We start from the raw sequence: 15,203 nt of genomic DNA on the forward strand, positions 1-15,203 counted from the left end.
TAAAGAATTGAAGACATAGGACAATACAGATGGACAAATTAAAAATGCACTCCCCTGACTTATCGCAAGAAAACATTGAGAAGATAAGAAGCCTATTCCCAAATTGCGTTACAGAAGCTAATGACGAAAACGGAAAGCTAAAATTAGCGATTGATTTTGACCAATTAAAACAAGAATTATCAAATTCCATTGTTGAAGGCCCTCAAGAGCGTTATCACCTTAATTGGCCAGGTAAGCGAGATGCCCTATTAACAGCGAATGCACCCATTGCAAAAACACTGCGCCCTTGCCGTGATGAAAGTGTTAATTTTGATACAACAGAAAACCTGTTTATTGAAGGTGACAATTTAGAAGCGTTAAAACTTTTGCAAGAAACTTATCTTGGCAAAGTAAAAATGATCTATATAGACCCTCCATACAATACAGGTAGTGACTTTGTTTATAAAGACGACTTTTCTGAGAATACTCAAGACTTTTTGAGTAAAAGTAACCAAATAGATGCCGACCACAATAAGCTTGTTTCTAATCCGGAGTCGAATGGTCGCTTTCACTCTTTTTGGCTATCTATGATTTATAGCCGACTAAAGCTGGCAAGAAACTTATTAACTAACGACGGAGTCGTTTTTATATCTATTGGAGATGATGAAGTTCATAATTTAAAAGCTGTTTGCAATGAGATTTTTGGAGAAAATAATTTTATTACTGAGTTTTGTTGGGAAAAAAAGAAAAAACCGTCGTTCCTTAACAAAAATTTAGGTAGTAAGTTTGAATACATCTTGTGTTTTTCAAAAAATAGAGAAGCAACCAAAGCTTTTTCTGTCGAGTTGACAGAACAAGGAAAAAAATATCCGTTTAATAATGCTGGTAACTCCATAGGGGTATTAGAATTTCCAGCAGGATATGTAGATTTCAACCTTCCCGATCAGGTAATTTCGCCACAAGATATGTCTGAAGGTAAAATTGTCACAGAATTGTTAGACGAAGTTATTGTAAAGAATGGAAAAAATCAAAACTCATTTAGGTTAAAAGGTGAGTGGAGATACTCACCTCAAAAGCTCAATGAAATAATTTTAAACAATGAAAAAATCATCATTAGCAAAGTTCCATTTAGGCCGAATCACATTAAACCAGGTGGTGAAATCAAAAAAATGCATAACCTGTTGACAATTAAGCACTATGGAATAGCTACAAATGAAGATGCGGATGCTGAGTTAGCGAAGTTATTTGGAGTCAGTTATTTTGATTATGCTAAACCTACAGGGTTAATTAAATTACTAATAAAGGCATTAATGTATGATGACCATGATGGGATAGTGATGGACTTCTTTGCAGGTTCAGCTACAACCGCAGATGCCGTTTTACAACTTAATTATGAACAAGGTACAAATCGAAAGTTTATTTTGGTTCAAGTCCCTGAGGAATGTTCTATTAATTCACAAGCATTTAAGGATGGCTTCGAAACAATTCCGGAGGTAGGTAGAGAAAGAATACGCAGAGTTGCAAAAGAATATACGGATAAAAGAGTTGGCTTTAGGTCATTAAAGATAGATTCATCAAATATGACAGATGTGTTTTATCGCCCAGACCAAATTAACCAATCGGATATGTTTGCTCAAGTTGAAAACATCAAAGAAGACCGAACAGATGAAGATCTCTTATTCCAAGTGTTACTCGATTGGGGAGTAGGTTTAACTCTACCAATATCTAAGCATCAAATTACTTCAAAAGATGTCTTTTTTGTTAATGCTGATGAAGACGGTGAAGGTGCTGACTTAATAGCCTGCTTTAGTAGAAACATATCAAATGAATTAATCAAAGAATTGGCAGAGAAGCAGCCACTTCGAGTTGTATTCCGTGATGATGGTTTTGCCAATGATTCTGTAAAAATTAACGTCGAGCAGATATTTAAGCAAATTTCACCAATGACAGACGTTAAGTCTATTTAAGAGGTGAAAAATGACAAATTTTATCGGACTACAGTTTGCACAATACTTTGGCGAAGACAAAGAGTGCCCGAAGGGTCGAGTACATGGAGGTAATCGATGAAGCTTAACTTTAAACCGCTTGAATATCAGAAAAAGTCTGTTGAGTCAGTTATCGACTGCTTTCGCGGCCAACCAAACACCTCAGGTATTCAATATCGAATTGACCCTGGTTTAGCAAAAGCTGATCACACTGGTGCACGTCAAGCAACTTCTGTGGAAGAGGATGGCTTTAAAAACGCCGAGATAAAATTATCGGATGGTCAATTATTAGAAAATGTCCACGACATTCAAAAATCGCAAAATTTGCCCTTATCTAATGGCTTAAACCATTACACAGATGATAAAGGTAATGTTAAAAAGAGTTATAGCCCTGGAGCTAAACTCAATCTAGATATAGAGATGGAAACGGGCACAGGTAAAACTTACTGCTACATAAAATCCATTTTCGAGTTAAATAAGCAATATGGCTGGTCTAAGTTCATTATTATGGTGCCGACCATAGCGATTCGTGAAGGTGTTCATAAATCTTTAGAGGTAACAGCCGATCACTTTAACCAGATATACGGCAAGAAAATTCGCTCTTTCGTATACAACTCAAAAGATTTGCATGATATTGAGAGTTTCTCATCTGATGCTGGCATTAATGTTATGGTGATCAATATCCAAGCATTTAATGCTTCAGGAGCTGATAACCGCAGGATTTATGAAGAGCTAGATGATTTTCAGAGTCGCCGCCCAATTGATGTAATTAGTGCTAACCGCCCAATTTTAATATTGGACGAACCTCAAAAAATGGAAGGTAAAGCGACTCAAGAGGCTTTACCAAGATTCAACCCATTGTTCATTTTGCGCTACTCAGCAACTCATAAAACGGTACATAACAAAATCCATCGGTTAGATGCTTTAGATGCATATAATCAAAAGTTAGTTAAACGTATTTCTGTTCGTGGTATCAAAACAAATGGCTTAGCTGGTACGAACGCTTACTTATACCTAGAGCAAATTGAAATTTCTAAGAAAGCGCCTGTTGCTCGTTTAGAAATAGAACAAAAACTTAAATCCGGTGAAATCAAACGTAAAATCATCAAAGTAAGTAAAGGTGACCGCTTATACGACTTATCTGGTGAACTGGCGGAATACAAAGACTTTGTGGTATCTGAAATTAACGCTGTTACCGACACCGTAGAATTTTTAAATGGCAAAAGTATTCAAGTTGGTGTTGCATCTAACGACATTACTGAAGATGTAATGCGTAGAATTCAAATACGTGACACTATCAAGTCACATTTAGATAAAGAACGTCGCCTTTTCGGTAAAGGCATTAAAGTGCTGTCTTTATTCTTCATCGACGGGGTTGTTAAGTACCGTGACTACAGCCAAGAAGATGAAAAAGGTGAATACGCCAGAGCCTTTGAAGAAGAGTATCAATTACTGAAAGAAGAGTATCTGACTGAGCTTTCAGATGATGATCCTTATAAGAAATATCTAGCTAAGATAGATGGGGCAAATACTCATGAAGGTTACTTTGCCATTGATAAGAAGAAAAAGCTGATTGATCCCAAAGTGAAGACTCGTGGTGAAGAGCGAGGCTTAGCAAATGATGAGAGTGCAACGGCTGCTTATGATCTAATTCTGAAAAAGAAAGAGCAACTATTGAGCTTTGAAGAAGACAAACGCTTCATCTTCTCACATTCAGCTTTGCGTGAAGGCTGGGATAACCCTAATGTATTTGTAATCTGTATGCTTAAACACGCAGATTACGATAATGTTGTTTCACGTCGCCAGGAGGTTGGCCGTGGTTTACGCATCTCGGTAAACCAACATGGTGAACGTCAAGATCATCCTGCTACAGTCCATGAGACTAATGTGCTTACGGTTGTCGCAAATGAGAGCTTTGGCGACTTTGTTAAAGGATTACAAAGTGATATCAGCGAGTCACTTTCTGCTAGACCGAAGAAAGCAGATAAAGCGTATTTCTTAAATAAAGTGATCAAAACCGAACAAGGCGATGTTGTTGTTAATGAGGATATGAGTGAAGCTATTGAGTTTTATCTCATTCAAAATGGCTATGTTGATCGCCAGAGACAAATCACAGACAAATACCACCAAGCTAGAAAAGACAATGAGCTTGAACCGTTACCTGAAGAAGTACGAGAACATAGCGAACAAGTCATAGAACTGATCAATGGCGTGTTTAGCCAAGCACAAATGCCTGAAATCACTGATGATCGTAAACCTAAATCTAATGTATTAAATGCTAACTTTGAGAAAAAAGCGTTTCAAAAGCTTTGGAATAAAATCAATCGTAAGGCGGTTTATCAGGTTAACTTCGACTCAGATGAGTTAGTTAAGAAATCCATTGCAGCCATTAACGAGCATCTTCACGTTACACCGCTTCAATACACGATTGAAGTGGGTGACCAAAGAGATAAGCTGACTGAAGACCAGCTAAAACAAGGCGCTGGATTTGAAGTTAGAGAAACAGATAGACAATTACACAATGCACCTATTCAATCGTCTGTTCCCTATGACCTAATTGGTGAAATTGCCGAAGATACAAAGCTTACTCGCAAAACAGTGTGTGCAGTTTTACAAGGGATAACGTCTGATAAGTTTGACAAGTTCAAAGTTAACCCTGAGCAATTTATCAGTGAAGCGACGCGATTAATCAATGAAGAAAAAGCTACTGCCACAATTCAGCAGCTATCGTATGACTTAATTGATGAAACCTATGATACTGACATTTTCACTCAAAACCAGGTGATTAACGACTTTAGTAAAGTTGTCGAAAATCTGAAGAAACATGTGTATGACTTTGCATCAACCGATTCAAAAGTCGAACGTAAGTTTATTGAAGAGTTAGATACCAGCAATGAGATTGAAGTATACGCTAAACTACCAAAAGGTTTTACGATACCAACACCATTAGGCACTGAAGGCTATAACCCTGATTGGGCTATCGCGTTTAAAGATGGAACCGTAAAACACGTATTGTTCATTGCTGAGACAAAAGGTTCGATGTCTACCATGCAACTTAAAAAGATTGAAGAAGCAAAAATTGAATGTGCCAAGAAGTTCTTCAAACGATTAGAGCAAGAAGTAGAGTCAGATGACGAAGCTGAAAAAGTTAAGTTCAATATGGTAGCTAGCTATAAAGATCTATTGAATGTAGTTGGACAAAATTAAGGAAAATAGAAAGTGAGCAATAAAACACCAGAGCATAGGAATAAAAAGTTCTACTATCGAAGAGCCAAATGGCATGAACAAGGTACTGCTACACTTCAAGACTTAATGGAAAAAGCACATGCTCAGTTGAGCACGGTAGGAAAGCGAACTTTTAGTTCAATTTCTGGTTCAGAAATTAGAGGTGCTGATTTTAAAGTTGATAATGGACTTTTCCTGCAAATAGCTTCTTTCGTTCCTGGCGAGTCAACGTCTATTATTGAGAATGACAAAAATGCAAAGTCCTCAAATGTTGAAGCGCAAAATGCACCAACTGGGAAAGACTATTTAGATGGCGATGTATTTGTATATATTAAAGACAATCATGTCATCCTATGTCCTTCTGGCGTTCGAGAAAAAGTGGCTGAACATTACTTTTGGCATGTTTTAAAAGCAGTCGATCTTAAGGATATAGCCAAAACCTTCGAATTAGATAAGGTTGCCAAAGCAAGTAAACTTAAAATGATTAAGGATGAGGGAGTAAAAGAGATTGATCTTGATGCATCGCTTTATGAGGCTAGTTTGATACAAATAGATCGACAGTCGCCAAAAGTATCTAATTGGAAAAAAGCTATAGCAGACCAATTCGTTTCGCTTTTTCGTAAGGATAAAGACTTAAAGGAAATCAAAGAAAAAGAAAATTTGAATGTTAGGTTAACTCTTAAGTTTGATGGAAGGGAAGCCATGAGACATTCTAAAGATCCTGAGTTTGGCGTTTCAGGTAGAAGTCGGTTAGAAAAAACCGCTGAAGGAATCATCGCTGAATATGATGAAGATAGCGAAGCTGGATTTATAATTGAAACATTCTCTGGAAATAAAATCACAGCTGAAGAAATAAGAGTCTCCGACACATACAAAGTTAAAACTTTAGGTAAATCGATAAGCAAGGTAGATGCATGGAATATACTGAAAGAATATCACGATAGACTTGACTCTGAAGGTGTATTTAGCCAATGAATACTGAGATCGACAAGGGTAAGCTTTTATATGCTTTGATTGTTATAGTCATAAGCGTTTTAGTGGCTTACTTTGGTCAACCACTGATTCACGGGAACCAAGATGCGATAAATGTCATCGTTACCGTGTTTTCAATATTAGCTGGATTTTTAGTGGCCGTTATTACTTTGGTTGGTGATCCAAAGTCGTTGCCAGCAGGAAGCTGGCAACTTGCGCGTTTAGGTAGTGATTTAACTTATAACCGTTTGAACCGCCATAAGTGGCTATTTAAGGGGTATTTAACAACTCTGTTCTTAATATTTGTTTCAATTGTGGTGAAAAACAAGTACCCAATAACACAGGTATATTTGGAGTACGTATATCTTTTTTTCGCCTCAATATCGTGTTTTTTGTCTTATAGACTACCCAGTGCTTTGATGGAACTTCAAAAAGAGCGTATTGAGCACGAAATTGATGAACGGCGTAAAAAAGAAGGGATTAAAGACTAACTCTAGGAATTAAAATGGATTTTTCATCACTTAAAAGCAAACAACGTGAAATAAGAAGTGAGTTTTCTGACAACTTAGGGCTGAGAGTACATCGTGCTCTCAGCTGGCTAGAGAAGTCAGAGCAATGTAACGATGACCAAGACAGTCAATTCATATTCCTCTGGATTGCATTTAATGCTGCATACGCACAAGACACCGAATTATTAAGGCATACTGAGTCAGAAGCTTTCTCTCTTTTCATAGCTAAACTTGTCGAACTAGATGAATCTAACAAACTCTATAACCTAATATGGGCTGAGTTTTCGTCAAGTGTGCGAGTATTGCTCGACAACCAATATGTTTATCAACCGTTTTGGGATTACCATAATGGTAAGTTAACAGAACACGAGTGGAAAGAGCGATTTGCTAAGGCAAAAGTCGCAGCCAACAATGCTCTATCTTGTAAGCGTACAGATCTCTTAGTAGCCATTATCCTTCAACGCTTATACACGTTGAGAAACCAACTTATACACGGTGGTGCAACTTGGCAAAGTTCAGCAAACCGTTCGCAAATTAGAGATGGCGTAGCATTCCTAAGTAAGCTCGTTCCAATAATTGTAGATATCATGATGGATAATCCTCAAGTGCTTTGGGGAAGTGCGAATTATCCTATGGTAAAGGAGTAACTTCAGAATGAACTTTTGCACAAGAAATAAGTGTCTTGGTATTTGGTATTTTGCCTTGCCATTGTTGTTGCAACTCTCGTTTAAAAGAGAAGGTTTTTAGTATGGGAGGAGGTTGGAGAACATTAAGTGATGGCAGAAAAGTTTTTATACCTAATGCTGCAGCTTCATCACAATCTAAATCGAGATCCTTTAGAATTCCAAATATTAAGCTGGCACCAAATATCTATAAAACAGAGGCTGGATTTACTACCCCAAATGCTTATTGCCCTATTTGTGGTGAAAAGGTCTTTTTTTATAGCCACCCTAATGGTGCACGTGTTTTTTTTGATAGCTTGGGGCCGCCTTGGCCGATTCATCCATGTGTAGCTGTTAATGAAAAGAGCTCAATAAAGGCTGTTAAGGCAACTAGCTGGAGGCAGGCCGGGTGGAATCCACTTTTTTTTGATAAAAAAGTGGATTTAGAAAGTGGTACATCTATTCGAGTTCAAGCTCACAATAAGCAATTAACGTTAAGATTTGAAATTGAGAAGTCTATATTAAGAAAATATAAAATAGCCGCGGAAGATATTGAACAGCTTTTAATGCAATCCAAACAGGTATCTTCTAGTTCATTTAAGGTGCAGATACATAATGGTATATCATTTTTTGAAGTGACAGCTTCAGCTATTGTTCAAATTAACAAAAAAGATTTGAAAAATATCAAAAACTCATTCATTGCATCTAATAGATCTATCCCTTTCAAAAAACTAAAGAAAACTAAAGCAGTAGAATTGATAAAACTTAAATCTAGTTGGAAAATATCTCTTGAAAATAAAGGACAAAGACATGTTGTCGAATCTAGTTTTGAAAGTTTTCAAGCACTAGGAACAGATCATAGTAAGCTTGCTTTTTATTATTATAAAACCAAAAAAAATTTAATAATGCTGTATATAGTTAATTCAGATACGTACAGCTTTATAAAGGAAGTTTTACCTAAAAAAGGTGTTTCACAAAATGTCGTTAGCCATCTGACTTCGAAGAACGTGGTTGATGGCAAAGGGTGTAGACTTAAATTAAGGGATATAGTAATTGACACCACGATTAGTGATGATTATTGGCTATTAAAGGGCTATGTATCTGAAAGATTGTTTTGTGGTTTAGTTGAGCGAAATTCGCATAATAAAAATTTTCAAACCTTGATATCATCGAAGTCTACAAATATAAGTATTGAATCTAAACATTCTGTAAATAAATGGTTTGGAACATATAAAGTTTATTTAGAAAACAAGTTATTAGGTCGCATACCAAACATTCCTTTAACTGAGCCTGAGCCAGATGAATCTCAGAATTTGGTTGAAAATAAAAAGAAGAAGGTATCTGAAAACATGATAAAAAAAGGTAAAAATCCTGAGTTTGCTAATAAGTTATTGGAAGCGATAAATAGAGCTTAGTACTCCATAGTTAAATGCTAAAGTATATTATCTTAAGTGCATACAGAAAAATGTATGTATAACTAATATTTATGAGTAGAGTGATTAGAATACTAATTCATTCAATGTGGAAGAAGTGGTGACATGAATGGTGACATAAAATAAAAATCAATATCAAAAGTCAACCTAACATTTTGATATTAATATTTATTGTTATTTTATTTGTTGTTAAGATCCAAAACATCGAATAACAAGTTTTCTAATATAATTTAAGCCTAAAATAACGATTTAATGTGTTTTTTTAGGCTTTTCCTTCCAAATATTTAAGAAAGTTTATAAAAAATAGTCCAAATTGAAGGCTATGTGGTGACTAAAGTGGTGACTTTTTCGGTTTCACTTTGATGCATACCTCTTCATTTACTCACCACATTTTTAAAAAATAGAGGTGACCTATGTCAATACTGGACAAAAAGAACCGAGTTCAAGAACTCGTAAAACTCGGTAAAGCAACTTTTGAAAATTTCTATCCAAGCCTATATCTTGATGTTAAATCACCGGGTAAAGCCAGTTGGATTATCAGATATCAGCTATATGGCAAACGAAGACATGTAACGGTATGGTATTTCATTCTGATAGAGGGTCTCAGTATACGAGTAAGCGATATCGCAATCTATTAAAGCAGTTTGGTATGCGAGCAAGCATGGGTGATGTGGGGGCTTGTTGGGATAACGCTGTTGTTGAAAGGTTCTTTGGCAGCTTGAAACATGATTGGTTGTTAAAAGTGGCTCAGCCAACTCGCGAACACATGAAAAATGATGTTACTGAATATATGAAATATTACAATCTGGAAAGGCTGCACTCAGCTAATAACGATCAGTCACCAGTTGAGTATGAAAATTCTTTAAGAAAAGTGTCCTGCTGGAGTTGACCAGAACAGAAGTAGCTTTCTCAAAGAACAAGTCAAACTGTTCTTTGAGCAACAAATCATGCGTTAAATCTATGTTTAACTCGTCCAAGATAAACTCAAAACATTCTTTAAGGTATTCTGTGCCCACAACAGTATTACTGTGAAAAGAGTTAATAGCTTTGAGCAGTTTTTTAGCAGTTAAATCACGGGTATGATGATGATTTTCTATTAGATTATTTAACAGTTCATTGGCCCATCTAACGCGGGCACTTAGTAACCTTCCTGATGGTTCTGTTAATACCAGTTTGGAAACTATCAACCAAAAATTGTCTTGTTGGCCGTGAAATGGTGACAAAGCCGGAGCGTCAAACTTCACTTGTGGTAGTAAAGTTATGAGCTTCTTTGTCATTGACCTTATCGGCGCCCACTGGGGTGCAATAACACATATATCATTTTCATTTGTGCCATTATTGAGTTCTATTTGAATTAACTCTGATATAGCTTCGGCTAAATGGTCTTTGTCTACTGATTGATTGAAAAAGCTTATAGCCCCTCGTTCATTTTTATGCTCTGCTTTTGATAGCCCTCCTTGAACACTTCTAAAAACAGAAAAGTAGTCAACCAGCCTTTGCGTAGATCGGTAATTGTCGCTAAACGTAAAGTGTTTGATATTACCACCCACAAATTCTGCGTTTAATTCTGCTAAGGAAAGAGATTTCCCTCCAATTCCACCATAAATTGCTTGATTCTCGTCGCCTACAATAAACAAAGAAGGCTTTATAAATGACTCGTTAAATATCTTGGATAAAATTGCATACTGTAGATCTTGTGTATCTTGAACTTCATCAACGCATATATGAGTAAATATATTGCTTAAAGTCTGGGCAATTTCAGGCAGCATTTCCATTAACTGAAATGCAAAATAGAGTGACTGATCAAAATCGATTTTCTTTCTTAAAGACAGTATCTTACGGTATTCCTGCTCTACTTCTTTTGCTCGGGCATTACGATTTTCAACCACGCCCTGCCTATTAAAGGTTGTATTTACGTCATCAAAAATTCTCAAACCTTTATCAGCTTTTAATTTGTTAAGAATTCGTCTTGTTTCAAATTCATCCGCAATAGAGTAACCAGAATTAAGTGTTGCAGAGTATGAGGCGTAAGGCTTTATTATCCACTCAAGCGCAAATGAATGAATTGTCCCTGCCCAAACGCAGCCACTTTCAATAGTGTAATTTTCTTCTAGTCTTGTTTTTATTTCATCGGCAGCTCTGTTTGTGAAAGTTACTGCAAGAACTTTATTGTTTTTATGCTTTAACTCTGCAACGCCTTTTGCAATACGGGCTGTAAGCGCTCTAGTTTTTCCACTTCCTGGACAGGCTGTAACATATGCATTTCCGTTGCAGTATACAGCGGCGTGCTGTTCAACGCTTAGTTTCATATTTATCTATCCAGCAGTCCAATCAGATAAGATAAGTCATCGTCTGGACATTGTTTTTCAAACTCTTTAATACAGGCGTTAATATCCTCGTGGTTGTCGGTAAAAAATTGTATTGGTTTATCTTTATCTTCCATTATTGGCATAGGGTTACAAAGTCTGTAGCAACACATTTTATAAAGGATTTGAGGCGCAAGCTTGTATCCACATGAAAATGCAATTGCATCTAGTATGTAGTTGGGAATGTAAGTTTGAGAAGTTACCTTTTCAGAAGTCAGTAAAGACAACCATCCTTTACCAACCTTGTCGGCGAGACGCAGTATTTCTTTTCCATAGACTTTAACTGCACCATTTTCAAGCAAGCCTATTGACTTAGCTATACTGGCTTTCTGTTGATAAATTGAGGGGAGCACTTCTTTGAGTTCAATTGAATTGTCAGCACCAACAAAGTCTACTTCAAAAGTATGGTTGGCGTAAAACGCGTTAATAAACTCATTATCCCTAGTATGTTCGTCTAGCTTGGCCTTTCTAAGCACCCCCGATTTTTGAGAGTTCCGACATGACTTTTGATACTTGCTGTCATCAGCCTCATCATCAGGAAGGGGTTCGATGGATGTATCTAAGTCAGTAATAATTGCGCAATGTTTTCGTATTCTATCCGGATGAAATAAGTTTGAAATGTGCTCAAAAAAAGCACTATCCATGCTAATTAAGCTAATCCCAAGCTCATCCAGTGATACACCAAGGACTTTTTTAACTAAAGCAGGAATCAATATAAGCTCTGCTTCGCCTTCTACTAAAATTACCCCTTTAGCAAAAAGAAGTGTTGAACGCGTAGCGTTCAAGTATCTTTCTATTCGGCTGCACTCTGTTGGATTTAGATTATTTGAAGGTTGAAAAACATCAACGTGATTTTCATTTAGCCCAAGTATGTTCATCTCGGAAATCTTTGCTACTGATGAAATATGTGTTGAGTGCGTTGATAGTGTTAGCTATGGCAATGGGAGATGAATTTGATCCAAATCATATCAATGCTTATCAGTTAGCTGACTTTGCAGAAACTTGTGCAATAGATAAAAAATTACTGGCAAGATTACTTTCTAATTTAACAAAAAAAGTGCTGTCCACTTTAACAGCAGAATCCTTTATTCAAGACCTAGTTAAGATCAATGACTTTTCAGTAGAAGAACAAATATACATAGGCCAATTGAAAGACAATATTGTATCGAGAGCACAACATCTAAGCTCTCAAGTCTCATTGATTCCAACAATAGAAGTGTAGCTAGAACTTTTTTTAAGTTGTTTTTCAAAAATTAATTTTTGAGAGCCTATGGTTTTGAACTGAATTTACGAGATTCGGTTATTGTTTATAATTGCTTGTTTAATGTGGAATAAAATTCCTTCAGTATAGTTGCCCAAATCCAAACTGGTGCTAAATAAAAAATAGGCGGATTTCCGCCTATTTTTTATTTGATGCTACAAGCTTAATTAGTAATAGAAAGCATTAAGCGAATTTTCGGCGTAATAATCCTGCTAAGGCAAGGAAAGTTAACCAGTAGGTGCTACCACCACCGCTCGATGATTTTTCTTTTTCAATTGGCTCATTAATTAAGGTGTTTGGCGTTTTAGTTAAGTCACTGTCAGTAACTTGGTTGCTATCAACAATATTGATACTGTAAATCACAACAAAATTTTCGTAGCCTGGAATGTCGCCGTTGCTACATTGCTCGCCAGTAAAGTTGACCATTGGTGTGCGGCCATAGCTGTTAACACAGTGAGTTAACTCTTCCATTGCTGCTAGTACAGGCATATCTTCGGCTACAACTTGTCCAAAAACAGTGAAGCCTCCATTTTGTAGGTCAAGGTTGGCGCTGTTATCGGTCATATTGAAGAACCATTGATTAGTAGCGCTGTTTTGATCGCCCGCCACTTTTGCCATGGCGATAGTGCCTTTTACATTTGAAAGTTTTGGCTCGTTAACAACCGGGTCATTTGTTTCAACGGCAATGTGACTAAAGCCATAGTCATATTTAAAGCCGCCACCTTGAATAACAAAGTTTTTTTCAGCGCGGTGAATTACCGTATCTTGATAGGCTCCTTCATTGACATAATTCAGGAAGTTTTCAACGGTTTTAGGGGTAGTGCTATCGTGCAAGTTCACTCGAACATTGCCTTGTGACGTAACAAATTCAACAATAGTTGCTTGGCTGCTGCTAGCCCAAAGTGCAGCACCACTTAGTATGATGCTTAGTAATTTTGGTAATTTCATAATACGTTAATTCATTCAGAAAATTTAAAGCCCCGCATAATAATGTGCTTTGCTGTTAATCACTAGTAACTTTTTGTAAACGGTCAGGTCGTTTCTGGTTATAGCTTTTTCGTTTACATTTTAATTACATACAAAAGACAAGTGTCACTAAGGCTTCATCGTTTAGTCATTTTGTTTAAACCCAATTGTCACTTTGGTCACATACCCTCATTTCGCTACTTATTACAGCTAGTAAAACCAATTTACCTAACCAAAATTAACTAATATAGAGGAACGAGATATGAATTCTCGATGGATTCTTCGTTCGTTGATAGCATCTTTGTTAGCAACGAATACTTATGCTGGTGTTATACCTTCGGTTCAACAGTCGAGCCCTTGGTATGAAAACGCTGAGCAAAACATTAGCAGTAAGCTACAACAAAAAACTAAAACCAAAGCGAAAAATGTCATTTTATTTGTTGGCGACGGCATGGGCGTATCAACGTTAACTGCAGCTCGTATTTTAGCCGGCCAACGTGCGGGTAAAACCGGAGAAGAAGGCTATCTTTCATTTGAGAAATTTCCTTATTCAGCGCAAGTAAAAACCTATAATGTTGATGCGCAAACACCAGATTCAGCCGGCACAATGACGGCAATGATGTCTGGCGTAAAAACCGATGTTGGTGTTATTGGTGTTTCAGAAAATGTCGCTCGTGGTGACTGTTCTACGGTAAAAGGTAATGAACTTATTACTGCGGTAGAGCTTGCTGAAATTCGTGGCTTGTCTACAGGTGTTGTTTCAACGGCACGTATTACCCATGCAACGCCAGCGGCAGCGTATGCTAAAGCTGCTGATCGTAACTGGGAAGATGTGTCTGATATGCCAGAAACTGCGGTAGCTGGTGGCTGTGAAGATATCGCCTCACAACTGATTAATTTTGAAAAAAATGTTGAGCAACGTTTTCTGGGTGTTGATATTGACGGTATTGACGTAGCGATGGGCGGTGGTCGTCGTCATTTCTTACCAAAAGATGCAGCCTATAACAGTAATGACGCAGTAAGTTCAGTCGAAGGTGATCGTACTGATGAACGCGATCTAACTGCTGAATGGCAAGCCATGTATAGCTAAGGCCGTTACGTGACGGATCAAGCAGGGTTTGACGCAATAGACCCTACGACTACGTCGAAAGTGTTAGCGCTGTTTAATGAATCTCACATGCAGTATGAAGCGGATCGCGGCAACGACATCGCAGGTGAACCTTCGCTTTCTGAAATGACTAGCAAAGCCGTTGATATCTTATCGAATAACGATAAAGGCTACTTGTTAGTGGTTGAGTCTGGGCGCATCGATCATGGTCACCATGCCGGTAATGCTTATAACGCATTATCTGATGCTATTGAATTCTCAAATGCAGTGCAGGCAGCCGTTGATGCGACTGACCCAGAAGAAACCTTAATTTTGGTCACTGCTGATCACAGCCATGTGTTTACCATTGCTGGCTATCCTAAACGCGGTAATCCAATTCTAGGTAAAGTAGTGTCGGTAGGGGCAACTGAACCTGCGGTAGCTGCTGATGGCAAACCATATACCACCCTTGGTTATGCTAACGGCTTTGGTTTTGCTGATTTAGGCACTGAAACCGATGCCGATGTGATCTATGAATTCACGCCAAATGCGGGTCGACAAGATCTAACAGCGGTTGATACTACCACACCGGGCTATCACCAGGAAGCAACAGTTCCACTTGGCTCAGAAAGCCATGCTGGTGAAGATATATCATTACATGCCAAAGGACCTGGCGCGCAGCTAGCGCAAGGTGTTGTTGAGCAAAATGTAGTATTTCACTTAATCAACCAATCATTAAACTTGTTAAACGACTAGGA

11 protein-coding genes and 1 pseudogene are annotated in these 15,203 nt (G+C 37.4%); 9 read left to right on the forward strand and 3 right to left on the reverse strand.

What is annotated here, in order from left to right:
* Window positions 1-29 precede the first annotated feature (29 nt).
* From ACOB82_RS13685 to ACOB82_RS13715, 7 genes are all read left to right on the forward strand, one after another.
* Window positions 30-1,946, forward strand: coding sequence for a site-specific DNA-methyltransferase (locus ACOB82_RS13685; RefSeq protein ID WP_448213533.1), 1,917 nt, complete (start codon window positions 30-32; stop codon window positions 1,944-1,946).
* Window positions 1,947-2,042: 96 nt separating this feature from the next.
* Entirely contained in the window at window positions 2,043-5,171 is a 3,129-nt protein-coding gene (locus tag ACOB82_RS13690) for a type III restriction-modification system endonuclease (protein ID WP_448213534.1), read from the forward strand.
* 12 nt (window positions 5,172-5,183) lie between these two features.
* The gene (locus tag ACOB82_RS13695) at window positions 5,184-6,164 is read left to right on the forward strand and encodes a hypothetical protein (protein ID WP_448213535.1); all 981 of its coding nucleotides are present in this window, start codon (window positions 5,184-5,186) and stop codon (window positions 6,162-6,164) included.
* The gene (locus ACOB82_RS13700; RefSeq protein WP_448213536.1) at window positions 6,161-6,652 is read left to right on the forward strand and encodes a hypothetical protein; all 492 of its coding nucleotides are present in this window, start codon (window positions 6,161-6,163) and stop codon (window positions 6,650-6,652) included. The genes ACOB82_RS13695 and ACOB82_RS13700 overlap by 4 nt, the downstream gene beginning before the upstream one ends.
* A gap of 14 nt (window positions 6,653-6,666) precedes the next feature.
* Window positions 6,667-7,317: a hypothetical protein gene (locus tag ACOB82_RS13705; RefSeq protein ID WP_448213538.1), complete on the forward strand. Its 651-nt coding sequence runs from the start codon at window positions 6,667-6,669 to the stop codon at window positions 7,315-7,317.
* Window positions 7,318-7,418: 101 nt separating this feature from the next.
* A complete protein-coding gene (locus ACOB82_RS13710; protein ID WP_448213539.1) occupies window positions 7,419-8,747 on the forward strand; it encodes a hypothetical protein in 1,329 nt (442 codons plus the stop codon).
* Between the two features lie 547 nt (window positions 8,748-9,294).
* Window positions 9,295-9,654 (forward strand): transposase, encoded by a 360-nt coding sequence (locus tag ACOB82_RS13715; RefSeq protein ID WP_448213540.1) that lies wholly within the window; start codon window positions 9,295-9,297, stop codon window positions 9,652-9,654.
* On the opposite strand, the gene ACOB82_RS13720 is transcribed toward ACOB82_RS13715, so the two are convergent.
* On the reverse strand, window positions 9,590-11,074 hold the full coding sequence (locus ACOB82_RS13720; protein WP_448213541.1) for a UvrD-helicase domain-containing protein: 1,485 nt from the start codon (window positions 11,072-11,074) through the stop codon (window positions 9,590-9,592). The two genes, ACOB82_RS13715 and ACOB82_RS13720, sit on opposite strands and share 65 nt — an antisense overlap.
* Before the next feature lie 2 nt (window positions 11,075-11,076).
* Entirely contained in the window at window positions 11,077-12,009 is a 933-nt protein-coding gene (locus ACOB82_RS13725) for an ATP-dependent endonuclease (RefSeq protein WP_448213542.1), read from the reverse strand.
* A gap of 20 nt (window positions 12,010-12,029) precedes the next feature.
* Between ACOB82_RS13725 and ACOB82_RS13730 the strand changes: the two genes are divergently transcribed.
* A complete protein-coding gene (locus ACOB82_RS13730; RefSeq protein WP_448213543.1) occupies window positions 12,030-12,353 on the forward strand; it encodes a hypothetical protein in 324 nt (107 codons plus the stop codon).
* Between the two features lie 222 nt (window positions 12,354-12,575).
* Here ACOB82_RS13730 and ACOB82_RS13735 read toward each other — a convergent pair whose 3' ends face one another.
* Window positions 12,576-13,340, reverse strand: a complete 765-nt coding sequence (locus ACOB82_RS13735; RefSeq protein WP_448213544.1) for a peptidylprolyl isomerase — start codon at window positions 13,338-13,340, stop codon at window positions 12,576-12,578.
* Window positions 13,341-13,620: 280 nt separating this feature from the next.
* Here ACOB82_RS13735 and ACOB82_RS13740 point away from each other — a divergent pair.
* Window positions 13,621-15,201, forward strand: a pseudogene (locus ACOB82_RS13740) (alkaline phosphatase).
* The last annotated feature ends 2 nt before the right edge of the window (window positions 15,202-15,203 follow it).

Source organism: Colwellia sp. MEBiC06753 (genome assembly GCF_053470325.1).